This window comes from Pantoea sp. PNA 03-3 (assembly GCF_003201175.1).
In the GTDB taxonomy this organism is placed as follows: domain Bacteria; phylum Pseudomonadota; class Gammaproteobacteria; order Enterobacterales; family Enterobacteriaceae; genus Pantoea; species Pantoea stewartii.
This window is the reverse complement of record NZ_QICO01000002.1, coordinates 338,264-364,762: the sequence shown is the minus strand read 5'-3', so window position 1 is coordinate 364,762 and position 26,499 is coordinate 338,264. Positions and strand designations below refer to the sequence as shown.

23 protein-coding genes and 1 pseudogene are annotated in these 26,499 nt (G+C 53.6%); 7 read left to right on the top strand and 17 right to left on the bottom strand.

The window, feature by feature from the left end; all coding sequences use genetic code 11:
- Window positions 1-32: 32 nt before the first annotated feature.
- Window positions 33-794 carry a tRNA-(ms[2]io[6]A)-hydroxylase gene (locus tag C7433_RS08035; RefSeq protein ID WP_110267937.1) on the top strand — a complete coding sequence of 254 codons (762 nt, stop codon included), beginning with the start codon at window positions 33-35 and terminating at the stop codon, window positions 792-794.
- Window positions 795-799: 5 nt separating this feature from the next.
- On the opposite strand, the gene C7433_RS08030 is transcribed toward C7433_RS08035, so the two are convergent.
- Window positions 800-1,336 carry a GNAT family N-acetyltransferase gene (locus C7433_RS08030; protein WP_110267936.1) on the bottom strand — a complete coding sequence of 179 codons (537 nt, stop codon included), beginning with the start codon at window positions 1,334-1,336 and terminating at the stop codon, window positions 800-802.
- 50 nt (window positions 1,337-1,386) lie between these two features.
- Here C7433_RS08030 and C7433_RS08025 point away from each other — a divergent pair, with 50 nt between their 5' ends.
- Window positions 1,387-2,607, top strand: a complete 1,221-nt coding sequence (locus C7433_RS08025) for a hypothetical protein (RefSeq protein ID WP_110267935.1) — start codon at window positions 1,387-1,389, stop codon at window positions 2,605-2,607.
- A 48-nt stretch (window positions 2,608-2,655) separates the two neighbouring features.
- Here C7433_RS08025 and C7433_RS08020 read toward each other — a convergent pair whose 3' ends face one another.
- The 3 genes from C7433_RS08020 to pepA all read right to left on the bottom strand — a co-directional run bounded on the left by C7433_RS08020 (window position 2,656) and on the right by pepA (window position 7,556).
- Complete coding sequence (locus C7433_RS08020; RefSeq protein WP_110267934.1) at window positions 2,656-5,511, bottom strand: valine--tRNA ligase; 2,856 nt, start codon at window positions 5,509-5,511, stop codon at window positions 2,656-2,658.
- 5 nt (window positions 5,512-5,516) lie between these two features.
- Window positions 5,517-5,975: a DNA polymerase III subunit chi gene (locus C7433_RS08015; RefSeq protein ID WP_033739228.1), complete on the bottom strand. Its 459-nt coding sequence runs from the start codon at window positions 5,973-5,975 to the stop codon at window positions 5,517-5,519.
- 69 nt (window positions 5,976-6,044) lie between these two features.
- On the bottom strand, window positions 6,045-7,556 hold the full coding sequence (gene pepA / locus C7433_RS08010; protein WP_033739229.1) for a leucyl aminopeptidase: 1,512 nt from the start codon (window positions 7,554-7,556) through the stop codon (window positions 6,045-6,047).
- A 268-nt stretch (window positions 7,557-7,824) separates the two neighbouring features.
- Here pepA and lptF point away from each other — a divergent pair, with 268 nt between their 5' ends.
- Both lptF and lptG read left to right on the top strand, forming a co-directional pair.
- On the top strand, window positions 7,825-8,925 hold the full coding sequence (lptF, locus tag C7433_RS08005; protein WP_033739230.1) for an LPS export ABC transporter permease LptF: 1,101 nt from the start codon (window positions 7,825-7,827) through the stop codon (window positions 8,923-8,925).
- Entirely contained in the window at window positions 8,925-10,001 is a 1,077-nt protein-coding gene (lptG, locus tag C7433_RS08000) for an LPS export ABC transporter permease LptG (protein ID WP_006121802.1), read from the top strand. The genes lptF and lptG overlap by 1 nt, the downstream gene beginning before the upstream one ends.
- Before the next feature lie 63 nt (window positions 10,002-10,064).
- On the opposite strand, the gene C7433_RS07995 is transcribed toward lptG, so the two are convergent.
- The 7 genes from C7433_RS07995 to C7433_RS07965 all read right to left on the bottom strand — a co-directional run bounded on the left by C7433_RS07995 (window position 10,065) and on the right by C7433_RS07965 (window position 16,738).
- A complete protein-coding gene (locus C7433_RS07995) occupies window positions 10,065-10,397 on the bottom strand; it encodes an SH3 domain-containing protein (protein WP_233255765.1) in 333 nt (110 codons plus the stop codon).
- A 211-nt stretch (window positions 10,398-10,608) separates the two neighbouring features.
- Window positions 10,609-11,718, bottom strand: coding sequence for a M20 family metallopeptidase (locus tag C7433_RS07990; protein ID WP_110267933.1), 1,110 nt, complete (start codon window positions 11,716-11,718; stop codon window positions 10,609-10,611).
- Entirely contained in the window at window positions 11,718-12,473 is a 756-nt protein-coding gene (locus C7433_RS07985) for a glutamine amidotransferase (RefSeq protein WP_033739233.1), read from the bottom strand. Before C7433_RS07985 ends, C7433_RS07990 begins: the two co-directional genes overlap by 1 nt.
- Before the next feature lie 12 nt (window positions 12,474-12,485).
- A complete protein-coding gene (locus C7433_RS07980) occupies window positions 12,486-13,565 on the bottom strand; it encodes a phosphotriesterase (protein WP_110267932.1) in 1,080 nt (359 codons plus the stop codon).
- A gap of 3 nt (window positions 13,566-13,568) precedes the next feature.
- A complete protein-coding gene (locus C7433_RS07975) occupies window positions 13,569-14,570 on the bottom strand; it encodes an ABC transporter permease (protein WP_161784121.1) in 1,002 nt (333 codons plus the stop codon).
- Window positions 14,571-14,592: 22 nt separating this feature from the next.
- Complete coding sequence (locus tag C7433_RS07970; protein WP_161784123.1) at window positions 14,593-15,339, bottom strand: ATP-binding cassette domain-containing protein; 747 nt, start codon at window positions 15,337-15,339, stop codon at window positions 14,593-14,595.
- Window positions 15,340-15,715: 376 nt separating this feature from the next.
- Window positions 15,716-16,738, bottom strand: coding sequence for a LacI family DNA-binding transcriptional regulator (locus tag C7433_RS07965; RefSeq protein WP_033739239.1), 1,023 nt, complete (start codon window positions 16,736-16,738; stop codon window positions 15,716-15,718).
- A 324-nt stretch (window positions 16,739-17,062) separates the two neighbouring features.
- Between C7433_RS07965 and C7433_RS07960 the strand changes: the two genes are divergently transcribed.
- Window positions 17,063-18,013, top strand: coding sequence for a substrate-binding domain-containing protein (locus C7433_RS07960; RefSeq protein ID WP_039339103.1), 951 nt, complete (start codon window positions 17,063-17,065; stop codon window positions 18,011-18,013).
- Here C7433_RS07960 and C7433_RS07955 read toward each other — a convergent pair.
- Window positions 18,006-18,887, bottom strand: coding sequence for a PfkB family carbohydrate kinase (locus tag C7433_RS07955; RefSeq protein ID WP_110267931.1), 882 nt, complete (start codon window positions 18,885-18,887; stop codon window positions 18,006-18,008). The genes C7433_RS07960 and C7433_RS07955 overlap by 8 nt on opposite strands.
- A gap of 29 nt (window positions 18,888-18,916) precedes the next feature.
- Here C7433_RS07955 and C7433_RS07950 point away from each other — a divergent pair, with 29 nt between their 5' ends.
- Window positions 18,917-19,762, top strand: a complete 846-nt coding sequence (locus tag C7433_RS07950) for a BtpA/SgcQ family protein (protein WP_039338860.1) — start codon at window positions 18,917-18,919, stop codon at window positions 19,760-19,762.
- A gap of 623 nt (window positions 19,763-20,385) precedes the next feature.
- Here C7433_RS07950 and C7433_RS07945 read toward each other — a convergent pair.
- Complete coding sequence (locus C7433_RS07945) at window positions 20,386-21,675, bottom strand: DUF445 domain-containing protein (protein WP_006121813.1); 1,290 nt, start codon at window positions 21,673-21,675, stop codon at window positions 20,386-20,388.
- Window positions 21,676-21,923: 248 nt separating this feature from the next.
- On the opposite strand from C7433_RS07945, the gene C7433_RS07940 reads away from it, so the two are divergent.
- Complete coding sequence (locus tag C7433_RS07940) at window positions 21,924-22,418, top strand: hypothetical protein (protein WP_006121814.1); 495 nt, start codon at window positions 21,924-21,926, stop codon at window positions 22,416-22,418.
- A gap of 32 nt (window positions 22,419-22,450) precedes the next feature.
- Here C7433_RS07940 and C7433_RS07935 read toward each other — a convergent pair.
- The 4 genes and pseudogenes from C7433_RS07935 to C7433_RS07920 form a co-directional block, all read right to left on the bottom strand.
- Window positions 22,451-22,558, bottom strand: a pseudogene (locus tag C7433_RS07935) (helicase HerA-like domain-containing protein); the annotation flags it as partial.
- A 33-nt stretch (window positions 22,559-22,591) separates the two neighbouring features.
- A complete protein-coding gene (locus C7433_RS07930) occupies window positions 22,592-23,845 on the bottom strand; it encodes an efflux RND transporter periplasmic adaptor subunit (RefSeq protein WP_158281343.1) in 1,254 nt (417 codons plus the stop codon).
- On the bottom strand, window positions 23,835-25,316 hold the full coding sequence (locus tag C7433_RS07925) for a TolC family protein (protein ID WP_233255764.1): 1,482 nt from the start codon (window positions 25,314-25,316) through the stop codon (window positions 23,835-23,837). Before C7433_RS07925 ends, C7433_RS07930 begins: the two co-directional genes overlap by 11 nt.
- Complete coding sequence (locus tag C7433_RS07920) at window positions 25,306-26,499, bottom strand: ABC transporter permease (RefSeq protein ID WP_158281342.1); 1,194 nt, start codon at window positions 26,497-26,499, stop codon at window positions 25,306-25,308. Before C7433_RS07920 ends, C7433_RS07925 begins: the two co-directional genes overlap by 11 nt.

Genomic DNA, 26,499 nt, shown 5'->3' with positions numbered 1-26,499 from the left:
CCTTTTCTGTTTTCCGGCCCTGTCTGACATTCATGAATTACGCACCCTTACTTGAACCGATACAGCAATTTTTACACTGCCGCACGCCGCAGGCCTGGATTGATGAAGCACGCAAACCTGAAAACCTCACGCTGCTCCTGACCGACCATCTGGTGTGTGAATTAAAAGCCGCACAGACCGCCGTCTGGCTGATTCGCAAATATGTCGCCGACAAGCCAAGTGGAGACCGGATTCTGACGTGGCTGCGGCCTTACGAGAATTTTATCTTTCGCGAAGACGGCGACAGCGATTTTATCAACGCCCATAAAAATCTGACTAAAACGATCATCGTACGCAATGCGCTGCCGTGGGCGGATGATCTGGTAGAGAAAATGGTGCTGCTGATTAAAGAAGAGCTGCATCACTTTTACCAGGTGTGGGAAATTATGCAGTCGCGCGGTCTGGTGTACGAGAAAATCACCTCAAGTCGTTACGCCAAAGGGCTGTTGCGCGAAGTGACCACGCACGAACCCGATACGCTGGTGGATAAGCTGATTTGCGGTGCCTATATCGAAGCGCGCTCCTGCGAACGGTTTGCCAGCCTGGCGCCTTTCCTGGACAGTGAACTCGAGAAGTTTTATATCTCGCTGCTGCGTTCTGAAGCCCGCCATTACCAGGATTACCTGGCGCTGGCGGCACAGATATCACCCAAAGACATTACGGCGCGCGTACGGGCGATTGGTGAAGCGGAGGCCAGGCTGATTAGTGAGCCGGACACGGAGCTGCGCTTTCACAGCGGCGTCCCGGCTTTTTGACGGCGTTACAGCGTTTTCAGCATCCTGAACTCGCAGTCGCCATGGCCGGTGCAGCCCAGCGCATGGTCGATACGCGCAAAGCCCAGCGATTCATAAAGCTTAATGGCGCGCGTCAGGCTGCCGGTGGTTTCCAGATAGCAACGACGAAAGCCCCGCTGGCGCGCATGATCCATGGCTAACAGCGCCAGTTCGCGCGCCACGCCGAAGCCGCGGATAGCGGGCAGGAAATACATCTTTTGCAGTTCACAGATATCCGGCGCGCTGCAGGCGAGCGGGGCAATGCCGCCGCCGCCCATCACCTTCCCCTGATGTTCCACCACCCAGTAAGCGCTGTGTTCAGCGCTGTACAGCTCAAACAGCTGGTCCAGATTAGGATCGGCAACGGTGTAGCCTTTATCCGCCGTCAGGCCAAATTCCGCAGAGACGTCGCGGATGACCCGGGCGATATGGGGATTGTCGGCGGCGACGATTGGACGCAGCAAGGAATGTGGTTGGGTATCAGGGATCATAGCGGAGCAGTATGAGGGAATCAGGTTAGACATTCATCAGAAATAGCATTATCGTCAGGTAAAAGCAATATTCTTCACCATGCATGGAGCCATATAAAATGTTTTCCCGTTTCACTCTTAAAACCATTAAAGACCTTTTTCCTTTCTTTATTATTATGGGTTTTTTCAATGCATGGGCGTATTTTCAGTGGATTGGTCGGCCGGATGTCTTTCCGCGGATAATAAACAGTGTGACAGGTGTTGTTGCCATATTTATCACCTCCGTACTCTTTTTTAGCGTATTTTCTTTAACGTTGATTGCTCCATCGGCACTGTGTTCATTTACGGGTGTGCAAAAGGGGAAAAAAGCTCGGCTAGCACGGCGCTATAATGAAGGATGCTGCGCAATCGCCGCCCTTAGCGCCTTCCTGACCATCTTTACATGGTTTTATTTTGGCGACACTACCAATGCATGGCTGATATTACTAGTAGCATTTGTTGTGGCTTTATGCATACACAGCCTGGTGAATCACCGGGTTAATCGTCACCGGCAGCAGCATCACCGCCAGCTGCTTGCCAGACTAAAGCACATTAAGTCGGTCGAGAACGGACTAAATGCGAAACTTAAAAGAAGTTTTTTTCTGGCGGAAATAAGCCTGAATGTCATTGTCATCAATATCTTTTACACTATTTTTTCTATTAGTATATCTGTTCTCTCTTTTTTTCCTCTGTTATTTTTATTGCCGGGTGATATCTACTTTTCAGCGAAAAATACCTTACCGCAGTATTTTATTATTACCGGTTTATATATTCTGCTATTTATGCCAGCTCTATTTTCCCTGTTGACTAATAAAATGAAAGCTCATTATGGCTTCAAACCCATTCTGGCGTTTTCACCGGGTCTGGTACTTGGCGTGTTTACGCTGTTTTCTGTTCAACTGGTGCAGATTAATCAGCGCGCGATTGAAATTGTTGGCATGGCTTCCTGGCACGAAAAGGTGTTTTCCGTGCCGTCGAAAGACTTTCCGGCCTATTACTTTCCCGCTTCTGTCTGGGGGGCCAGTAAAGAGACGGGTGATGCACGTTTGTTTGCAGGTATTGATGCATTTACCAATGGCGAAACCCACCTTATCTGCCCAGTACGTTTAAAAACGCTCAGGCAAAGGGCTTTAAAAAGGAATGCCTTCTTTTGGCAGGCAGATGAGAAAGTCAAAGCAGAACTGGTTGCCATGAGCCAGAACTGTCTTCTGATTAAGGGCGACCAAGTCAATACGGCGGCGGTATTGAAAACGCTACTTCCCAATGTGCCGCAAATGAAGCCATAAAAAAACCCACGCCTGAGCGTGGGCTTTAAAGAACGCCAGCCGATGCGATTACAATGCCGCAATCACCGCCTGCTGTTCAATCAGTTTTGCTTTGGACTGTTCCATGTCGGCAACGCGTTCACGCTCTTTGGCGACGACCGCTTCCGGGGCACGGGACACAAAGCCTTCGTTGGCCAGCTTGGTCTGAATCTTCTCGATTTCAACATCGAGTTTCACCAGCTCTTTCGCCAGACGTTCCAGCTCGGCGGCTTTATCCACCAGATCCGCCATCGGGATCAGGAGCTCGGCGCCTTCGACAATTTTGGTCACCGAAACCGGCCCTTTCTCGCCCGCAGGCAGAATGGTCAGGCTTTCCAGACGCGCCAGGCGTGACAGGAAGTTACGGTTGGCCTCAACGCGGCGCTGGGCCGCCGGCGAGCAGTCACGCAGCAGCACATCCAGCAGCTTGCTCGGCGCGATGTTCATCTCCGCACGGATGTTACGCACCGCGATGATCGCCTGCTTCATCCACTCAATGTCGGCTTTGGCTTCGGCATCTTCTTTCGCCGCATCAAACTGCGGGAACGGCTGCAGCATGATGGTGTCATCGCTGATATTTTTCAGGCCTTTCACGCGCTGCCAGATGGTTTCCGTGATGAACGGAATGATCGGGTGCGCCAGGCGCAGCAGCGCTTCCAGTACATGAACCAGCGTATGGCGCGTACCGCGCAGTTCTGCTTCGCTGCCGCTGTTCATCACCGGCTTGGTCAGCTCCAGGTACCAGTCACAGAACTGGTTCCAGGTGAAGTCATACAGAATGTTGGCGGCGATATCGAAGCGATAGCTGTCCAGGGCTTCACGGTAGGCTTTCACCGTATGGTTGAACTCGGTCAGAATCCAGCGATCGGCCAGCGACAGCGTCATCTCGCCACCGTTCTGACCACAATCCTGATCTTCGGTATTCATCAGCACAAAGCGGCTGGCGTTCCACAGCTTATTACAGAAGTTGCGATAACCTTCCAGGCGCTTCATGTCCCAGTTGATATCACGACCGGTTGATGCCAGCGCGGCCAGCGTAAAGCGCAGCGCATCGGTACCGGATGGCTCAATACCGTTCGGGAACTGTTTCTCGGTGCGCTTACGGATTTTCTCGGCCAGCTGCGGCTGCATCATGTTACCGGTGCGTTTTTCCAGCAGATCTACCAGCGAAATGCCGTCAACCATATCCAGCGGGTCAATCACGTTGCCCTTGGATTTGGACATCTTCTGGCCTTCTTCATCGCGGATCAAACCGGTCATATAGACGGTTTTAAACGGCACCTGCGGTTTACCGTTTTCATCTTTGATGAAGTGCATGGTCAGCATGATCATGCGGGCAATCCAGAAGAAGATAATGTCAAAGCCACTGACCAGCACGCTGGTCGGGTGGAAGGTCCGCAGGGCCTCGGTGTTTTCCGGCCAGCCCAGCGTTGAGAACGTCCACAGACCTGAGGAGAACCAGGTATCCAGTACGTCGTCGTCCTGGCGCAGCGCCACATCGGCGGCCAGGTTGTTTTCGCTACGCACTTCGTCTTCGGTGCGACCAACGTAAACGTTGCCGTCGTTATCGTACCAGGCCGGAATGCGGTGACCCCACCACAGCTGACGGGAAATACACCAGTCCTGAATGTCACGCATCCAGGAGAAGTACATGTTCTCGTACTGTTTAGGTACAAACTGAATATCGCCGTTCTCAACGGCTTCAACGGCCACTTTTGCAAGCGGTGCCGTGCGGACGTACCACTGGTCGGTCAGCATCGGCTCAATGACCACACCGCCGCGGTCGCCGTAAGGAACGGTCAGATCGTGTGGTTTGATCTCTTCCAGCAGGCCCAGTTCGTCCACTGCGGCCACGATGGCTTTACGCGCCGCAAAACGTTCCATCTTCTGGAACGCAGCCGGGATCGCGTCACTGTAGACGGTGCTGGCTTCGCCGTTGGTATCGTAAACCTGCGCGCTTTCACGGATATCCCCGTCAAAGGTCAGGATGTTGATCATCGGCAGCTTATGACGACGGCCCACTTCATAGTCGTTGAAGTCGTGCGCCGGGGTGATTTTCACGCAGCCGGTGCCTTTTTCCATATCCGCGTGCTCGTCACCCACGATCGGGATCAGGCGATCAACCAGCGGCAGCATGACAAACTTGCCGATCAGATCTTTATAACGCGGATCGTCCGGGTTCACGGCCACGCCAGTATCGCCCAGCAGCGTTTCCGGACGCGTGGTGGCGACAACCAGATAATCTTTCCCGTCGGCGGTTTTGGCGCCGTTGGCCAGCGGATAGCGGATGTGCCACATGGAGCCTTTGCTCTCACGGTTTTCCACTTCCAGGTCAGAGATCGCGGTGCGCAGTTTCGGATCCCAGTTCACCAGGCGCTTGCCGCGGTAAATCAGGTTCTCTTTGTACAGGCGCACAAACACTTCTTTTACGGCATTGGACAGGCCTTCATCCATGGTGAAGCGTTCACGCTCCCAGTCCACAGAGTTGCCCAGGCGGCGCATCTGGCGGGTAATGGTGCCGCCGGATTCGGCTTTCCACTGCCAGATTTTGTCGATAAAGGCATCACGACCGTAATCCTGACGGGTTTTGCCTTCTTCTGCGGCGATCTTACGCTCAACCACCATCTGCGTGGCGATGCCCGCATGGTCGGTACCGGCCTGCCACAGGGTATTTTTGCCCTGCATGCGCTGGTAGCGAATCATGGTATCCATGATGGTTTGCTGGAAGGCGTGACCCATGTGCAAGCTACCGGTGACGTTCGGCGGCGGGATCATGATGCAAAAGCTTTCCTGGCTGGTGTCGCCATTCGGTTTGAAGTAGCCCTGCTTTTCCCAGTGCTCGTAAAGCGGCTGCTCGATATCTTGCGGGTTATATGTCTTATCCATTTCTGCTATGTCGTTTGCGGCTGTGGTGGCGTTGCCGTATTCAATTGGAAGCCAACGCTGCGATAGGCTTTATAGCGATCGCGCGCTAACTGTTTGAGCGATTCTTCATAAGGAACGAAGTCTATCACTTCATGGAAAGCAGTAGCAAAATCTGCAAACTGCGGCAGCAGGCTGATCAGCAGGTCGCGCGGTGAATTGCCCCGACGCTGCGGCCAGGCCAACTCGACCGGTGCGCCGTAGCGCGGGCCTTCGCCAGCCAGATTATGTGGCACAAAGGCATTGGCAGGGCGCTGCCAGAGCGCCTCATCCAGCCGAATGGCTTGCTGCTCATCTTCACAGGCGATGAGCACTCGCTTACCGGCCCGCCAGCGTGTTTCCGCCAGATCGCACACCAGCGCTTCCACAGCGGTTAAGCCGTCGCGGGATGCATCGGTTTCCAGCACGTAGAAGGTTGCGTTTTTCATCGAATTGCCTGCTAAAAGAAAAGCGGGGCGACATGGCGTCCACCCCGGTTGGTTCGGTTGCCCGGACGTTTAGTCGTCGCCGTTCAGACCTGCACGGTTCAGCAGGAACTGTGACAGCATCGGCACCGGACGGCCGGTGGCCCCTTTGGCCTTGCCGGAGCGCCACGCGGTGCCGGCGATGTCCAGGTGCGCCCAGTTATATTTGCGCGCAAAACGCGCCAGGAAGCAAGCGGCGGTAATCGCGCCGCCCGGACGGCCACCGATGTTGGCCATATCGGCAAAATTGGATTCCAGCTGTTCCTGGTACTCATCGGCCATCGGCAGGCGCCAGGCGCGGTCGCCCGACTGTTCTGACGCGCTGATTAGCTCATGGGCCAGCGGGTTGTGGTTCGACAGCAGGCCGCTGACGTGATGGCCCAGCGCGATCACGCAGGCGCCGGTCAGCGTCGCCACGTCGATGACCACTTCCGGATCAAAACGCTCGACGTAGGTCAGGGCATCGCACAGCACCAGGCGACCTTCGGCATCGGTATTCAGCACTTCAACGGTCTGGCCAGACATGGTGGTCAGCACATCGCCCGGGCGCATGGATTTGCCGTCCGGCATGTTTTCACAGCCGACCAGTACGCCCACGACGTTCAGCGGCAGGTTCAGCTCGGCGACCATGCGCATCACGCCATAAACGGATGCCGCACCGCACATGTCGTACTTCATTTCATCCATGCTGTCCGCAGGCTTAATAGAAATACCGCCGGAGTCGAAGGTCAGCCCTTTACCGACCAGCACGATGGGGCGTGCATCGGTATCCGGGTTGCCTTTGTACTCAATCACCGACATCAGGGATTCATTGTGCGAACCGGCCCCGACGGCAAGATAGGCGTTCATGCCCAGCTCTTTCATTTGCTGCTCGCCAATCACGCGGGTTGAGATGTGTTTACTGTAGGCATCCGCCAGCTGACGCGCCTGAGAAGCCAGGTAAGCCGGATTACAGATATTCGGCGGCATGTTGCCCAGATCTTTGGCCGCTTTCACGCCCGCCGCAACGGCCAGGCCGTGCTGAATCGCCCGTTCTCCGCTGGTTAACTCACGGCGGGTCGGCACGTTAAACACCAGCTTGCGCAAAGGACGGCGCGGTTCGGCTTTGTTGCTCTTCAACTGGTCGAAGTTATACAGCGCCTCTTTAGAGGTTTCGACAGCCTGACGCACTTTCCAGTAGGTGTTGCGCCCTTTGACGTGCAGTTCGGTCAGGAAGCACACGGCTTCCATCGAGCCGGTGTCATTCAGCGTGTTAATGGTTTTCTGAATCACCTGCTTGTACTGACGCTCATCCAGCTCGCGTTCTTTGCCGCAGCCAATCAGCAAAATACGTTCTGACAGGATATTCGGCACATGATGCAGCAGCAGCGTCTGACCCACTTTACCTTCCAGCTCACCGCGGCGCAGCAGGGCGCTGATATAGCCATCGCTGATTTTATCCAGCTGCTCGGCAATCGGTGACAGACGGCGCGGTTCGAAAACACCAACTACAATGCATGCACTGCGCTGTTTTTCCGGACTACCGCTTTTTACACTGAACTCCATGCACTCTCCTGAATCTTAAAGACAACAGCCGTAGCTGCCGCTAGAATGTAGCGCATTCATGACTCATTTATTAATCGGTGCAACATGCTAGCATGCTGTCGACGGTCGTAATGAATCAGGGTGACAACGTGTTGTTTTTTCACCACCCACATGCAATTCGTATACATTTTTAGCGCTGGCTTCGGCCATTTATGAAGAAAAATGGCTAATAAGCGTTGAAATTAGCGATTTTCCTGCAAAAAGACAAGTTTTCACAGGCGTATTAAGCGTGATCATTATTAGATATCTGGTTCGGGAAACGCTCAAAAGCCAGCTGGCTATCCTGTTTATCCTGTTGTTGATCTTCTTCTGCCAGAAGTTGGTCAGGATTTTAGGGGCTGCGGTGGATGGCGAAGTGCCGACAAACCTTGTTCTGACGCTGTTAGGACTCGGTGTGCCTGAAATGGCGCAACTTATTCTGCCCCTTAGCCTGTTTCTGGCGATTTTAATGACGCTGGGAAGGCTGTATACGGAAAGTGAAATCACCGTGATGCACGCCTGCGGGCTGAGCAAAGCGGTGCTGGTCAAAGCGGCGATGATTCTGATGCTGTTCACGTCGATTGTGGCCGCGATTAACGTCATCTGGCTCGGCCCCTGGTCGTCACGTTATCAGGATCAGGTTACGCAAAACGCCAAGGCCAACCCCGGCGCAGCGGCCATGGCGGCCGGGCAGTTCCAGACCTCCAGCGACGGCAATAATGTGCTGTTCGTGGAAGACGTAAAAGGCAACCATTTCGGCCATGTATTCCTGGCGCAGCTACGGCCAAAAGGCAATGCCCGCCCGTCCGTCGTACTGGCCGACAGCGGCCATATGCAACAGGAAAAAGACGGTTCGCAGATCGTCACCCTGGACAAAGGTACTCGCTTTGAGGGCACAGCGTTGTTACGTGATTTCCGCATTACGGATTTCACCAACTACCAGGCCTATATAGGCTATAAACAGGCGACGCTGGATCCTAACGATGTGGATCAGGCTCCCCTGAGTACGCTCTACGCTAACAACACGCCGGAATTTAAGGCCGAGTTTCACTGGCGTCTGACGCTGGTGTTCTCTGTGCTGGTGATGGCCCTGATGGTGGTACCACTCAGCGTAGTCAATCCACGTCAGGGGCGCGTACTGTCCATGCTGCCCGCCATGCTGCTGTACCTGATCTTCTTCCTGCTGCAGAGTTCGTTGCGTTCAAGTGGAGCCAAAGGCCGCCTGGATCCGGCCATCTGGATGTGGGTGGTTAACCTCAGCTACCTGGCGTTAGCGATTGTGCTTAACCTGTGGGATACGGTGCCTGCGCGCCGGATTCGCGCGCGCTTTTCACGCGGAGGATCGATCTGATGTTTCGCGTTCTTGATCGCTACATTGGTAAAACCATCTTTAATACCATTCTGCTCACGCTGTTTATGCTGGTCTCGCTGTCCGGCATCATCAAGTTCGTCGATCAGTTGCGTAAGACCGGTCAGGGTGCATACAGCGCGCTGGATGCGGGCTACTACACCTTGCTGAGCGTGCCAAAAGATATCGAAATCTTCTTCCCGATGGCCGCCCTGTTAGGCGCATTGCTGGGACTGGGAACGCTGGCGCAGCGCAGTGAGCTGGTCGTGATGCAGGCGGCGGGTTTTACCCGCATGCAGGTGGCGCTGTCGGTGATGAAAACGGCGATTCCGCTGGTCCTGTTGACCATGGCTATCGGCGAGTTCGTTGCCCCGCAGGGCGAGCAGATGGCGCGTAATTTCCGCGCGCAGCAGCTCTACGGCGGCGCGCTGGTTTCAACACAAAACGGCCTGTGGGCAAAAGACGGCAACAGCTTCATCTACATTGAGCGCATTAAAGGCGACGATGAGATCGATGGCGTCAGTATTTATAACTTCAACGACGCGCGCCGCTTAGAGAATGTTCGCTACGCGGCCTCGGCCAAATGGGATAAAGACAAAAAGCTGTGGGTGCTGTCGCAGGTGGATGAATCGAACCTCACCGATCCCAAACAAATTACCGGCTCACAAAGCCTGGGCGGCGAGTGGAAAACAAATCTGACGCCTGACAAGCTGGGCGTGGTGGCGCTGGATCCGGATGCGCTCTCGATTAGCGGCCTTTACGATTACAGTAAATACCTGAAGCAGAGCGGCCAGGAATCCGGTCGTTACCGCCTGAACATGTGGAGCAAGATCTTCCAGCCGCTGTCGGTTGCGGTGATGATGCTGATGGCGCTGTCGTTTATCTTCGGCCCCCTGCGCAGCGTTTCAATGGGCGTTCGCGTGGTGACCGGCATCAGCTTCGGCTTTCTGTTCTATGTGCTGGACCAGATTTTCGGCCCGCTCAGCCTGGTCTACGGCCTGCCGCCGATTTTCGGCGCGATACTGCCAAGCTTCGTCTTCTTTGCCATCAGTCTGTTTATGCTGGTGAAACGGCGTTAAGCGTCTGCCGTGAAAAAGGCCGCCTTTCGGGCGGCCTTTTTGTTTGCAGCTACTACGCATCGGTCAGTCATCCAACAGCCTGATGCATTCCCCAGGCACCCAGCCGCACTCGCCCGATGCGCGTTCAGCCCAGTACCAGTCGTTCAGCGATGTCGTTACGCTCACCGGCTCACCAGGACTGACCGTCAGTTCCTGCGCACTGTAGGCTTGCCGACAGATAACCTGATTTGGACTACGTAGCGAAAAGTATTGCTGAGGTGCCCAGCCTGCTTTTCCACCGGGCAAAATTATCCACAGCCAGCCTCGCCATGCCAGATCACAGTGGCTGACCACCGCAACGTCGCCTGCCTCCACGAAAAGGGGATCGGGATACGCAGACACATAACGCTTTATCACGCATGCTCGCCGTCTCATCATGTTCTCTCTGGCCTGAAACACCGCAATCATTATAGAGGGGAAATCCCTGATGGCTTTTACGTCGATATCAGGCCGTGTCGGCGCAGCGTAAAGGCGGAAAGGTTTGAAGTGAAAAAGCCCGCCGTGCAGGAAAAGATTAAGCCTCAGGAAAACGGGGCTGACACCGCTCCGCGCATGCATCATCTCTTCATCACGTCATCCAGTCGTGAATCAACGCACCATACAGCACCTCCGCTTCCGCTAACCGGCTCAGCAGACAGTATTCATCGGTCTGGTGCGCCATCGACGGCTCGCCGGGGCCGAGGATAATACAGGGCGGATTGCCCAGCGCGGGCAGCAGCAAGGACGCATCGGTGAAGTAGGGCACAATGCGCGGTGTCAGCGGGGCATCATGTAACGTCTGGCAGTGCTGATAAACCGACTGAATCCAGGCCTGATTGTCTTCGCTCAGCACCGCGGGCAGATCCACCAGCGTGGTCACCGTTACGCTGTCGCCCAGTAACGTCGTGAGCTGCTGACGAATGGTGGCGTGCTGCAGATTGGGGGCGCTGCGGATATCCACGTCAAACTGCGTGCGATCGGGCACGGAGTTAATGTTCAGACCGCCCACGATGCGGCCGACGTTGAGGGTCGGCTGCTTCATCAGCGGATGCGGCGCGCCGGGTGAGAAATGCTGAATTTTGCCCAGCGCGTCCGCCGCCAGATAAATGGCATTGATACCCAGCTCCGGCATCGCGCCGTGGGCCGTTTTGCCCCGGGTTTCACAGCGCAGCCAGAGTGCGCCTTTATGGCCGATAACCGGATAGTTGGCGGTGGGCTCGCCGACGATCAACGCGCCCACTTCGGGCAGGTCAGCGCTGTCGATTAGCGCCCGCGCACCATCGCAGCCTGTTTCTTCGCCGCCGGTAATCAACATCACCACGCCGGAACCCTGTCGAATCGCCTGCTGGTGCGTAACGCAGGCGACGGCAAAGGCCGCAACGGCGGCCTTCATATCACTCGAACCGCGCCCATACAGTTTATCCCCGACGATTTCACCGAACGGATCGTGCTGCCAGTCGGCATTGCCGAGCGGAACCGTATCCAGATGACCGGTAAACCCCAGTTGCGGTCCGGGCTGGCTGCCAGGCAGGCTGGCAATCAGGTTCAGGCGGTTTTCGCCGAAGGTGGACAGCATGACGTCAAAGCCCCGTTCCGCCAGCCAGTCCGCCAGAAAGTGCATGCAGGCTGCTTCGTTGCCCGGCGGATTAATGGTGTCAAAGCGCAACAGCTGCTGCGCCAGTGTCTGGCTCTCGCTCATCAGCCGCGCACCGTTAACCAGTCCAGGCAGTTGATCCACAGCTGGCGATAACCCGGCCACTGAGCAAATTCCTGCGGCAGCCAGTGGGCAGACATATCGCTGGTCCAGACCAGCGAACGGCCCTGTTGATATTCGCGCACCGCCAGCAGCGGATGTGACGTTCCGGCAATGGTCGCCAGCAGTTTACCTTCCGGGTGCATTTCCACTTCGTTATAGCCCAGTAACCATGGCCAGTCGCCCGGCATATCGGTAAACAGCGCGTGAGATTCGGTCACGCTGGGATAGGCCCCTTCGGGCGTTTCGATGCGGTCATCCCAGGCCAGGCAGCGCACCGGCAGCACCTTCTCGACCGCCGTGTTGCGATAGCGCGCGCCGCCGTTGATGCCCTGAAAACTAAAATAGCCGCCAATCATCATCAGCGCGCCGCCCGCCGCCACGTAATCGTGGATCAGCGTCAGGCGGTTTGCCGTGCGCTGGCTCTTCAGCCAGGTATCCGGGTGCAGCAGCAACGTATTGGCGCCGATGTCGGACAGAATAATCGCATCCCACTGCTGAAGCCCGGCAGGCGTCAGCGGAAACTCGGTCGCGGCGGCATGGGCGGGCATGTAGGTAATGGCATAATCACTGTCGGCCAGCGCCGCCATAAAGTCGGTCGCGCCATTGTGCCAGGTGGCGGTGGCAAACTGATCGAAGCCTTTGACGTGAACGGATGTGCTGGTCCAGGATTCCCCGACCAGTAAAATTTTCTTCTGCATTACGCTTCTCCCTTACCCACCAAAAACGCGCTGTGGGTTAGCAATCAGTAAGGTTTCAAGTTGTTCGCCGCTGACGCCGTGGCGTTTCAGGCGCGGGACAAAATGTTTAAGGATGTAGCCATAGCCGTGACCGCCGTAGCGGGTCAGCATGGTTTTCAGGAACACGTCCTGCGATAACAAAATCTGTTCGATAAAGCCGTCATCGATCAGCTCGCGAATGGCGCGGGCATTCTCTTCATCGGATGGTGACTGCGCGGACTCATCGGCGTAGTAATAGCTCATGCCGATCATGTCGTATTCCAGAAAGGCGCCGCGCTGCGCCAGGTCGCGCTGGTAGCGCTTATCGGCAAAGCTGGGGTTCATGTGGCACAGCACCACGTGACGCAGGTCAGCGCCTTCTTCTTCCAGAATATCCAGTACCCGATGGCCTAATCGCTCCCAGCCGGGCAGATGTACCTCAACCGGCACCCGTGTCGCGGCACTGGCGCGGCCCGCCGCCCGCAGGGATTTCTCCTCGTTGGGAGTAAAGCGGCTGGAAACGCCGATTTCGCCGATCAAACCGGCCAGCACCTCAGGTTTCTCTTCCCGGCCGCCCAGGTCGTAAATCAGCTTGTCAGCAAGCGCTTCGATGCTGATCGTTTTGACCCAGTCCGGATGAGATGGCTCCAGATACAGTCCGGTGCTCATAATGATGTTCAGCCCGGTCAGGCGCGCGATGCGCTGCAGCGCTTTCGGGTCACGGCCAATGCCGATATTGGTGGGATCCACCACCGTCTCGCCGCCCAGTGCACGAAACTTCATCAGCTCTTCAATCGCCAAATCCACATCAAACAGCTGGCAGTTATCGCGACTGATCAGCGGGTTAAGCGACAGCTCGCCCAGGTTTTCGATGCTGACCGGCATTTCCGCCAGGTGACGATCGCCACAGCAGCAGGGCGGAACCCACTTGCCGGAGGCATCCAGCAGAATATGTTCGTGCATCAGCGTCACACCCATTTCACTCACCGGCAGCGGACCGAGTACGGTCATCACATAGCCGCTGTTGATGCCCAGCGGCAGCGGATTGGGATGGCGAAAAATAGAATGTTTCATCAGCTATCCTTTCGCCGCCGATCGCGTCGGGTTGAGAATGCGGGTGTTCAGCCAGATGGCCAGCAAAATAATCGTACCGGTGGCGATCTGCGTATAAAACGGGGAGATATGCGACAAAATCAGGCCGTTCTGGATGATGGCAATCGACAGCGCGCCGAGCAGCGTGCCGATAACGGTACCGAAACCACCGAACAGGCTGGTACTGCCCAGCACCACCGCAGCGATAACCTGTAACTCGAAGCCTTCGCCCTGGTTGGAGGAGCCGCTGCCCAGACGCGCGGTGATGATCATGCCCGCCAGCGCCGCCGCCATGCCGCTGATAATGTAAACCTTCATGGTCACGGCTTTGGTGTTAATGCCGCTCCGGCGCGCGCCTTCCGCATTCGCGCCAATCGCCGTGACATAGCGACCAAAGCGCATATGATTCAGCACGATATGGCCGACGATCAGCACCACGATGCCGATCAGCGCGGGCATCGGCACGCCCAGTACCCAGGCGCGGCCCATAAAAGCGAACGGGCTGTCGGCAGGGATGGGAATGGAATAGCCCTGCGTAATCAGCAGCGCCACGCCGCGCACCACCGCCAGCGTCGCCAGCGTGACGATAAAGGCCGGAATGCCTTCATAGGCGATAAAGAAGCCGTTGATGGCTCCTACCAGTGCGCCCAGCAGCAGGCCACCCAGCAATACCACCGGCCAGGGCAGGCCCCAGTTATTCAGCGCGATAGCCGACAACGCGCCGACCAGCGCCAGCGTCGATCCTACGGAAAGATCGATGCCGCCCGTGGTGATCACCAGCGTCATCGCCGTGGCGACGATCAGCAGCGGCGCGCTCTGGCGAATGATATTCAGCCAGTTAGCACTGCTGAGAAAGTTGCCGGTGATCAGGGAGAACACCACGCAGCAGAACACAAAAAACAGCGCGATGCTCACCACGCCAGAGTGGTTGTGCAGCAGGCGGCGCGGCAACGAGTGTTGCGCCATACGGGAACTGCTCAGATTCATAATAGTCATCCTGTTACCTCGCTCAGTGCGCGGCGGCCGAGCGGGCGACAAACTTCTCACCCACGATCAAATTAACGATCTCGGTCAGATCCGTGTCGGCCACGCGGCGCTCCGCTACGTTGGTGCCCTCGTACATCACCATGATGCGATCGCACACCAGGAACAGATCCTGTAAGCGATGGGTGATCAGGATGACGCTCACGCCACGCGCCGAGACCCGACGGATCAACTCCAGCACCGCCTCGACTTCGGCGACGGCCAGCGCGGCGGTGGGTTCATCCATAATCAGCACTTTGGGATCGAAGGCGGCGGCGCGCGCAATGGCAATCGCCTGGCGCTGACCGCCGGAGAGATTGCGCACCAGTAAGCGCGTATCGGGGATTGAAATGCCCAGGCCTTTCAGCATTTCCCGCGCATCTGCGTGCATTTTTTCTTCGTCCAGAAACGGAATGCCGAGAATCGACTTCATCGGCTCACGTCCCATAAACAGGTTGCCCGCCACATCGACGGTGTCGCACAGCGACAGGTCCTGATACACCATCTCGATATGGCAGCGGCGGGAATCCGCCGGGTTACTGAAATGCTGGTCTTCACCATCGATACGAATCGTGCCGCTGGTGGGCACGACTGCGCCAGACAGCACTTTGGTCAGCGTGGATTTACCCGCGCCGTTATCGCCCACCAGGCCCAGCACTTCGCCCGGGGCCAGTTGCAGATTGACGCCGCGCAGGGACCGTATCGCGCCGTAAGTCTTGGTAATATTCACCATTTCTACCCGTGCCGGGGCAGGTTGTATTTGCTGCATGTGATCACTCCCATCACCGCTAACGGGAAAGTTGTTCTGTGGGTAAAAAGAGGTTATCCGGCACGGTTTACGCCCTTGTAAACCGGTTTACCTGCAAGATAAACCCTTTGTCATTACATACAGAACAACGCGCTACAACGATATTTGTTTGCCGGGTACGACATTGCAGCTTCCGTGCCAGCCTGGGAACAGGCGCGACATTCACGGTCTAACCTTTTGTAATGCAAAACATTTAAATGTTAATTTCAGGTAAACCGGTTTACTCACTATAACGCTGTGAAATTAAAAAGCGCGTTATTTGCGCTAAAATTGTGCGCTTTTGCGCCATTTTGGGACGTTGTTAACACATTTGTATTGAATCGCGCGCCACCCATTCCACCGGCAGGCGGGTTTCGGCGGGCACGGCGAGGTCGTCATTCAGAATGCGCAACATGATGTGAACCGCCGTGCGGCCCAGTTCCCGCGCGGGCTGGCGGATGGTAGAAATGCGCGGTTGGGTAAAGTCGGCATAGGTCGCGTCATCAAAGCCCACCAGCGACAGCGCCTCAGGGGCTGTGAGTCCGCGTGCGCGCAGGCCATCCAGCAGTCCCAGCACCAGATAATCACTGGCGGCAAAGACAGCGGTAGGGCGCTCATCGCGGCTGAACAGCCTTTCCAGCGCCTGCTCACCGAATTCACGCTGGTATTCGCCGTACATCACCCATTCGGGCGGCACGTGCAGGCCCGCCTGCGTCATCGCGGTGCAAAAGCCCTGATAGCGTTCGCGCACACTCATCAGCTCATCCGGCCCGCCGACAAAGGCGATATGGCGGTGACCGGCGGCGATCAGGTTTTCGGTGGCAATCCGGCCGCCCTGTACGTTATCGGCAAAGACCTTGGGCACCATGCTGCCGGGAATGTCTTCATCCAGCAGTACGATGCGCTGGTGGCGGTTAATTTCTTTGCGTAACAGGCCGTTATCAGGATGGTTAGTGGTAAACAGCAGGCCATCCACCTGGCAGGTATCCAGCCAGCGAATAAACTGGCTCTCTTTGTCAGGATGGTTGCGGGTGAGGCACAGCACCAGGCTGTAGCCGTGGGCCGAGGCGGCTTCTTCGGCGGCATCGGCCAGTTCGGCAAAGAAGGGGTTGGTAATATCGGGCAAGACCAGCCCTAAGGTTTCGCTGCCGCCCTTGCTCAGACGGCGTGCCAGGCTGTTGCCGCGATAATCCAGTTGACGAATCGCCGCTTCAATCCGGTCGATGGTTTCCTGCGGCAGCATAATGCTTTGATTCATATAACGGGATACGGTCGCTTTTGACAGCCCGGCCAGCGCTGCGACGTCGGATAACAACACCCGTTTTTTACTCATATCATCTGCCATCTTGCCCGCAATCGGCTATCAGTAACACAGTTACGCGCAGCGAATACAGTATTTTCCCTGACCGCTGACGATAAAATAATCGCTTGACAAAATTTTGCCGGAAGCGAATGGTAGAGACAGTTTACCGCATGACCCGGGAGTCACTCCCAAACCCGATTAATCCCTTTCACAAGTTCACCATAATGGACGGCGAACAGAAAGTCGGTTATTCAGGTCCTGGCTGAATCAGCCATTCAGACGATATTTGCCCGCCAACAATAATCCCTCTGCATTACGATGCGGAGATCGACTGGTTATCGCACATTCCCGACGAGGAATTTTATGATGATGGCATTTAACACCAGAAAACTGCGCGCGGTTGCGCTGGCTACCGGCTTACTGTCTGCGGGTTCGTTATTTTCACTGGCGCACGCCGCCACGACGTATGCGCTGGTTCAGATTAATCAGCAGGCCCTGTTTTTTAATCAGATGAATCAGGGCGCACAGGAAGCCGCGAAAGCCAGCGGTAAAAATTTAGTGATCTTTAACGCCAACGATAATCCCGTATCGCAAAACGACGCGATCGAAAATTATATTCAGCAGGGCGTGAAGGGCATTATGGTGGACGCGATTGACGTCAACGGCATTATGCCTGCAATTAAAGAAGCGGCCGCCGCCAAAATACCGGTCATTGCGATTGATGCGGTATTACCGGCGGGCCCACAGGCGGCACAGGTGGGCGTGGATAACCTGGAAGGCGGCAAAATCATTGGTAAATATTTTGTCGACTACGTGGCGAAAAATATGGGCGGCAAAGCGCGACTGGGCATTGTGGGCGCGCTGAATTCAGCCGTGCAGAACCAGCGTCAAAAAGGGTTTGAAGAAACCATTAAAAGTCATCCAGGCATCACCGTCGCGGATGTGGTTGATGGCCAGAACGTGCAGGATACGGCGATGACGGCGGCAGAAAACCTGATCACCGGCAACCCGGATTTAACCGCCATCTACGCGACCGGCGAACCGGCCCTGCTGGGCGCGATTGCGGCGGTGGAAAACCAGGGCCGCCAGAAAGACATCAAAGTCTTTGGCTGGGATCTGACCTCTAAAGCTATCAGCGGCATCGATGGCGGGTATGTCACGGCTGTCCTGCAACAGGACCCGAAAAAGATGGGTGAAGAGGCGGTGAAGGCTCTGAACGCGATTACCGCAGGCAAAACCGTGTCGAAAACCATTCTGGTGCCGGCCACGGTGGTGACCAAAGCCAACGTGGACAGCTATCGCGCGATGTTTAAATAACCGCTGACTCGCCGCCTGCCTGGAGCAGCGCGGCGAGCTCCTCTGCGGTGGGAAAGGCCTGACGTGTGCCATGCCGACTGACGGTCAGCGCGGCAGCCTTACTGGCGTGAGTAAGTGCTAACTTATCAATCTCGCCCCCACGCAGGAGTGCGGATGCCAGCATCACGGCAAGAAAGGTATCGCCTGCACCGGTGGTATCCACGGCATGAGCGGCCTGCGCCGGGCAAAACGTCCGCTGCTCGCCCTGAATCAGCCAGGCCCCGGCGCTGCCGTGAGTAACCACTAACGTTTTAACGGCACCGGGCGCTAACTGTTGGGCTTCATGCTGATTCACTACCGCAATATCTACCTGCGGCCAGCAGGCGCGAAAACCGGCGTGCACCGGCGAAGGGTTAAAGACGGTGATCAGACCAAGGGATTTCGCCAGGCTGAACAGCGCGTGGGTTTTCCCGGGCGAGAAATTACCCTGCTGGACCAGCAGATCGCCCGGACGCGCGCCGGCAAGATGGTGACTGAGCGTCGCGATATCCAGCGCCTCAGCCGCCGCTGTACTGGTAATAATGGCGTTATCGCCGTCGGCGCTGTTTAAAATAAGTGAGGTATCGCTCAGGGCCGCAACAGGCTGTGCAGGCAGTAACGTCACCGGCTCGTTTATAAGCTGCTGACGGATCCAGTTTCCTTTACTGTCATGACCGGTCGCGGCAAGTAAAACCGTCTCGATGCCGCAGCGGGATAATACGATCGCCTGATTCGCGCCTTTACCGCCGATATCCTGCGAACGGTGATAACCATGCACAGAGGCGCCCTTAGCCGGAATATCCGTCACAGACCAGGTTTCATCGACAGTAATATTACCAGCCACATAAACACGCATAGTGTTTTCCTGAACAGGATAAAGACGCGATGGTTGCTATATCAGCAGAAAAAAATGACGCAATACAAGCGATATTTTCCCGCCCCAAAGCCGTTATTGGCGTGATTCACTGTGACCCGTTTCCGGGCTCGCCAAAATATCGCGGCAAATCCGTCAGCGCGATCATTGAGCGTGCCTTACGTGATGCCGAAAACTATATTCTCGGCGGTGTTCACGGCCTGATCGTGGAAAATCATGGCGATATTCCCTTTTCAAAACCCGAGGATATTGGCCCGGAAACGCCGGCATTAATGGCGGTAATTACGGAAAAAGTGCGCGAACGTTTTGGCGTACCGCTGGGTATTAACGTGCTGGCGAACGCCGCGCTGCCTGCCTTTGCCACCGCGCTGGCGGGCGGGGCGGATTTTATCCGCGTCAACCAGTGGGCGAATGCCTATATTGCCAACGAAGGCTTTATTGAAGGGGCCGCCGCCAAAGCGCTGCGCTACCGCAGCCAGCTACGTGCCGAACATATTCGGGTGTTTGCCGACAGCCACGTTAAACACGGCAGCCATGCGATAGTCGCCGACCGCTCCATTCAGGAACTGACCCGCGACGTTGATTTCTTTGAAGCCGATGCGGTTATCGCCACCGGACAGCGTACCGGCGACAGCGCCACGCTGGACGAAATCGACGAGATCCGCGCCGCCACCGCCTTACCGCTGCTGGTGGGTTCGGGCGTCACGCCCGCCAATGTCTGCCAGATTCTGGGGCGCACCCAGGGCGTGATTGTGGCCAGTGCGCTCAAGGTGGACGGCGTCTGGTGGAATGATGTGGATCGGGACAGGGTAAAACAGTTTATGGCCGTGGCGCAGTCGGCGCTGGATCAGGCATAACCGCCGTTTATTCTCTGGCGCAGACAACAAAAAAACCCGCGGGTGAGGCGAGGTTTTTTGTTTACGTCAGCACGATTGCGTGCGGTGCACATCATGCATTATCAACGTTTTGAACTATACGAATTAATCCGGCATGGTGCAAGCAGGTGATGCTTTATTGTACGCTCTGACTGGATTGGTTTGAGGCTTCGCTCGCAATCATTGTATTTTTCTGTTTATTTATACAGTGTTTTTATTATGCGTTTCCAGGTTGATGTTGATGTGCTCTGAGGCCGCACCGTGCTGTGAAAGATGCGTTTCATGACTGACAAGTCCTGGCTGCAACGGGTGGTGCCGTCAGTGCCTTAACCTCCAGGGGCACATCATGCATTATCAACCTAATCAGCCTGTTACAGGCAGCGGAAAGGTACGCAGGTTGTAAGTGCTCCTGACCACAGGAGCCAGCGTATGAGATGGATAGAAATCGCTCGCGTATTTCTGAAGCTCATGGTTGCACTACTGCAACTGCTTGAAATTATCGTGAAGTCCTTCAGGTAAATCACGTTCAGGCCGCATCTAAGGGAGGTGATGTTTACCTCCCTTTAATCATGTAGTTGAATTAAGCAGAACAGGGCAGTGTTAAATCAGGCCAGCCAGCCTTTCACCACCGGCAGCAGCGCCGGAATCTGCGACAGCAGATACAGCACCAGCCCGATGGTGCCGCCTACCAGCGTGCCGTTGATGCGGATAAACTGCAGGTCCTTACCGATGTTCAGCTCGATCTGCTGCGACATCTCCCGCGCATCCCAGCTTTTCACCGTGTCGCTGATATGGCGCGTCAGGAACGCCGCGAACTCCGGCGCAACGCTGCGGGCAGCGTCTTCCAGATGCTGATTCATCGAGCTGCGCAGCCCTTCATCAGCGGCCAGGGTTTCGCCCAGCCACAGGGCCGCCTGGCGGACCTTATCCTGCACTTTTGACGCCTCGCTGTTGAGATCCGCTTTCAGCCAGTCGCGCAGATCGCCCCACAGCTCGCCGATATAGCGGTTCAGCGTGGGATCGTCTTTCAGCCAGCCTTTAATCACCTCGGCGCGTTCCGCCATTTCCGGATCGTTTTTCAGCTTCTCAATCAGGCGATCTACCGCGCGGTTAAAGCCCAGCCGCAGTTCATGGCCCTGATCCAGCGCCACATCATCCAGCAGCGAATCCACCGCATTCGCCACCAGTTCTGCGCTGTGCTCGCCCAGCCACTCGGTCGGTAACATTTTGGCCTTGATGGGATGCTCGCGCTTCAGCCAGCGCACCAGCTGGTTAGCAATAAATTCCCGGGTACTGGGTTTATCCAGCAGCCGCAGCAACTGATCGACCGCGGCATCCAGCAGCTCCTGATGGCGGTTATTTTTGGTCAGGCTTTCCAGCATCAGCGCGCCGGTCTGGCTGAGATCCACCTTGTCGATCGCCTTGTGTACCGCCCGGCGCATAAAGTGCTGGATGCGTGCGTCATCCGTCAGATCGAGAAAGCCGCGCATCACCTGCAACAGATGACGACCGACCCGATCGGCATTACCGGGCGCGCTCAGCCATGTCGCCAGCATGTGCGACGGATCGTGGCGGCGGATCAGATTCAGCAGCGAATCGGTATCCAGAAATTTTTCCTGCACAAAGCGGCCCAGATTCTCACCGATGCGATCTTTATTACGCGGAATGATGGCCGTATGACGGGCAATAAACGGCACCGGCACGCGGCGAAACAGCGCCACCACCGCAAACCAGTCGGCCAGCGCCCCGACCATCGCAGCTTCGGCAATGGCTTTGATACCGCTGACGTAGAAGTTGGGCGGCAGAAACAGCGTGACAACAAAAGTGATGGCGGCCAGCAGCAGCAGCGAAAGCGCCAGGCGTTTGGTCCGTTTTAGTTCGCGTTGTTTATCCATATCCTGATCTTAGCAGCTTGCCTGCTGAGTAAGTCAACGTTGCCCGATCCAGGCCGAAAAGCGCAGTTAAGTCTGGTACTAAACCGCTCTGTCTTAACATGTCGGGCGATGTGCTAATCAGACTGTTCCTAAAAACTAATAACATTAAAAATTACCACTCTTATAAACAGTTACATCAGTGTACATTTCGGGAGCAGTCTCCGTACGTTGACGCACCCTATCCATGGAACCAGACCAGGAGAATTCACGTGAAAGCAATCGCAACGGCAACCGCAAGCCTGTTGATGTTAATGAGTGGCATCGGCGCGCACGCAGAAGGGCTGACCACCTCTGCCGATGGAAAAAATCTGACCGTCAGCTTCGGAAAGCCCACCATTAAGCAGGTTCTGCATTACCGTAAAATGTACGACAAAAAACCCTTCCCCGATGCCGAAATTTATTACTACGACAACGGCACCTATAAAATCATCTCGCAGGGGGAAAACCATTACGGCGTATACGTGATGCAGGGCAAGTTCGATGATGAGACCTTCACGGTGCGCTTTATCTCGCTGCCGTCCACCGACTGGGGCAACAAGACCGCCTTCCATCAGCTGACCTTTGTGCGCGGCGATAAGCAGAACGTGTTTATCCAGAACGCGATTGTCGATACTGGCGAGGCGATTGCCCAGCAGAACGGCACCTACACGCAGGAAAAGAACACCGTCACCAACCCGGTGTCTACCAGCTGGAAACACAAGTAGCGTTAAGGTGGCAGCCAGGCTGCCACCGACCTTTAGCGACGGCGACCGCCAAACAGGCTGCCCAGCACGCCGCGAATAATCTGGTTAGTAATCTGTCGTCCCGCGCTTTTTGCCATGGTTTGCACCACACCATCCCGCTGTACTTCAGCGTTAACGGAGCTTAACGCTATAATTTAATTTTTAAGTAAGACCTCGCCAGATTCCAGTCCAAAAACTTCAATCCCGGCTGAAACACTTTTTCCAGTTGTAATTGGTCTTTTAACAGGTGATGAATGGGGGGCATTACGGTACAAAACGTAAGCATTACCATCACTGTCTCGCATAATTGCCTGAGGAGGTACAGCTATACCGTGTGGATTTGAATAAACAAGCACTTCCAGCGTTGCGCTCATGCCTAATTTAATTGAATTTATTTTTTTTATCTGTTCTGGAGATAAGGAAACGGTTATTTCGTATTCAACTAACCCTCCTGAGTTTTGATCACTACTGTTTTGGAAAGCAATTCGGGTTATTTTACCTTGACGGGAAACGTTTCCAAACCCTTCTCCCGATACTGTCACTGGCATGCCCTCTTTAAGCAAAGATATATCACTTTCTTGAACATGAGCCAGTACTTTAAAATTTTTTAGGCCAGTGATTGAAAAAACAGGATTGCCTTGTGATATATGCTGCCCTGATTCTACAATTACGCTTTTGTCACCTCCAAAAAATTTGGCGGGAACAATTACGCCATCGAAAGGAGCCCGAACCTGGTAATTTAAAGCCATATTTCTAAGCGATTCATAGAGGGCTTGAGCGTTAAGGAAAGCGATTTCAGCAATTTGTAGTGAATCTTTATCGGCTCTTGATTCAAGAGTGGCCAGATCTTCCCTGGCATTTTTTAAGTCTTGATCTTGCGTCTGGATTTGAAGACGTAGATTGTCAACCTCATTGCGTGCAACAATACCTCTGTCGTAGAGTTCTGTCGTTTCTTTCAAATTTTTACGGCTATTGTTTAGTACTGCTGTTGCTATGCTTACCTGTCGTCTCAGGCGATGAACTTCTGGATCTTGATCCCAGTTCTTAAGTCGTACGACTTCCCGTTTAGTTTTAAGCAGTTCTGAAAGTGCGTTCCTGATCTGAATATCAAGCTCTAACGTTCCCATAGTAAAGAGCATATCGCCAGCTTTAACGCTATCTCCAGCCTGAACGTTTATTTTTTCAAGGACACCGTCAAAAGGTGCACTAAGCGTCTTTTGTTCAACAGCTTCAACATGCCCTATAAGGCCTAGAGTATTCGTCAGAGATCCCGGTGCAATCGGATACCATTGTTCTGCGGTTTGATGTGATTCATCAGGCGTTTTAGAAAAGTATAAACAAGCCCCAATCACGCAGGTGCAAATAACCAGAGACCAAAGTTTCCAGTTTTTATTAAGATTATGGCTCATTTCTTTCTTCATCTTTTAGTGATATATGCCAGCTTTGAAGAGTGGTACCAACAATTTCATCCAATTCTGTAAGGGCGTTTTGGTAACTGATAGATGCATTCAGTTTGAAGTTGTTTGCGTTACGAAGATCATTCTCATACGAAATTATTTGGAAGTTTGTGGAACGCCCTACCAGTAATTTTTCTCTTTCAATTTTTACTTTTTCAGCAGTCAGCCTGTAAGCGCGTTGAGCTATCTCGTACTGTTTCCATTTAGTGTTTATTGTGTTGACTGCATTGAGAACATCTTCTCTTATTTTTTGTTGCATATCTTCTGTGCGGAGTTTATTTATTTGCATTGTCACGCTTGTATCAATAAGCGTTTTTCTTGTTGAAAGATCCCCTACGGGTATTTCAACTTGTACCCCAACATATTTATCCCACGTTTTTTCAGGACTTGAATCTCCCGCATGAGAGCGAATTTGACTTGCGCCAGCAACAAGTGATATATCCCATAGCTGTCCATTTCTGGCAAGCAAAACATTGATATCTGATTTTCTGTTTTCAATCAACTGACTTAAGTAAGCGGGCTGGTTTTTTTTAGCAACACTAATTGCTTCATTAATATTTATACTTGCATAAGCAGGATCAGCATTTTCAGATACATCGATAGGCGTATTTAAATCAAGTGCCAAGAGGCTAAGTAAACCGAGACGAGAACTTTCATAGTTATTTCTGGCCTCCTCCAGAGATAACTCTTGATTTGCAACATCCGCTTCTGTCTGAACAACCTCGAATCGAGCCATTCTTCCTGCTTTTATTAAAGCCTCGTTGACCTGTGTGAGATTTTTTGCTCTGTCCAATGACTCTTGAGCAATATTAATTTCTTCCTTCGATCTCAAAAAATTTCTGTAGGCCACAACGATTTGTGTAATTCTGTGAGACAGAGTCGATTTAAGAGATAAACGGTTTTGCGCCTCGGTCATCCTTGCAAGCTCTCGAGATGCGGTGGTAACGTCTTTCCCTGCATTTTTAAGTAAGGGTTGGATTACAGTAAAGCTTGCACCGTCATTGCTGAATGAGTTCTGCGTATCAGATTTTCGGTCTTGATAAGCCCATCCAAGGCTGAATCTCGTTCCATAAGGAGTGAGCAATGTCGCAGTCGGTCCAATCCTGTTTTGGCGATAACCATTCTCATCATTTTCACCGTTAAGATATTCTCCAGTAATAGTCATCTTCGGTGTAAAACTATCCTCGGCAACCCGAAGATCGAATTTTTGAGAAATCCTTTCAAGGTAGGCACTTTGAATATCTCTGTTATTTCTTAAACCGATTGCAATGGTATCAATTAAATTTAGTTTAATTTTATTTTCAGGTGTTGAGAGCGAACTTTCATTTGCACCATGTGAAGATTGCGCTGAGATATTTGAGTAGGATGAGTTAACTGTAAATGCATATATCATGGCAAGAATAAGAGTATATTTACGCATCATTAAGCGCTCTTACAGGTTCTATTTTAGATGCATTCATTGCTGGATAAAGTCCAAAAAATAATCCAGTCCCGAGTGAGCTGGTTACGCCAAGTATGAGAGAGTAGGGCGTAATAATAAAATGAGACCATACAGAAAAGTAAAAAAATATAAGTGAACTAATGATTCCACATACGCTTCCAACTAAAGCCCCTGCCGCGCTAAGGATGAGAGCCTCGAGAAGGAATTGTATGGTTATATCGAATGGACGAGCACCTATTGCAAGTCGTATACCTATTTCTTTTTTTCTTTCGGCTATATTCATAAGCATAACATTCATGACGCCTATACCACCGGCTAACATTGAGACGCCGCCTATGCATATCAGTAACCAACTAAAAAGCCCGGTTTGCTGTTTCATACCATCAATGAGTGATTCGGGGATCTGAATGTTAACTGACAGTCCATTTTTCAGTTTTTTTAAATAATTACTGATATTTTTTCCTGTATCTTCTGCAGAAGATTTTTCTTGATATACCATCATAATTGCAGAAAATATTGGCCGATGAATTACTCTTTTCATACCTTCAACAGGCATAACCACGGCATCATCGATGTTGAAAGGGAAGAGATAATTTTCACCCTGTCTTTTCAAAATGCCAACTATTTTGTACATATAGTTTCCAATAACTATATTTTCACCCGTATTTAAAGAAGCATAACCCGCGCGATGAGCGACATTATAACCAACAAGGACGTAAGTATTGACTGAATCTTCATCCCCCAAAAAACGACCCGAGGTTAGTTTTAACTGCATTATTTTTGCGAGCTCGCCACTTTCACCAATAACTAATGAACCTATGATCCGGCTGCCATATTTTACTTCAGATGAAGTGAAAATCACTCCACTCGCACTTTTTATATCTTTTAAAGCGCGTAAAAGCGAAGATGGATTAAATTCTCGAGGTGTAAGACCTGCATTAAACTTTCCCGGGGAAGGTTGAAGGTTGGCTATAATGAGATTACTGCCCAATCCTTTAAAAACTTTAATCGATTCTGCCTGCGCCATGCTTCCCATATTTATCAAGGCGGTTACAGCACAACAACCAATAGCTATTCCAGCAAAAGCGAGTACAGCTCTGCGTCCAAGGTAACGAATGTTTTCGATTGCAGAAAAGAAGTGTTGTCTTGGCGTAGGGCCATACAT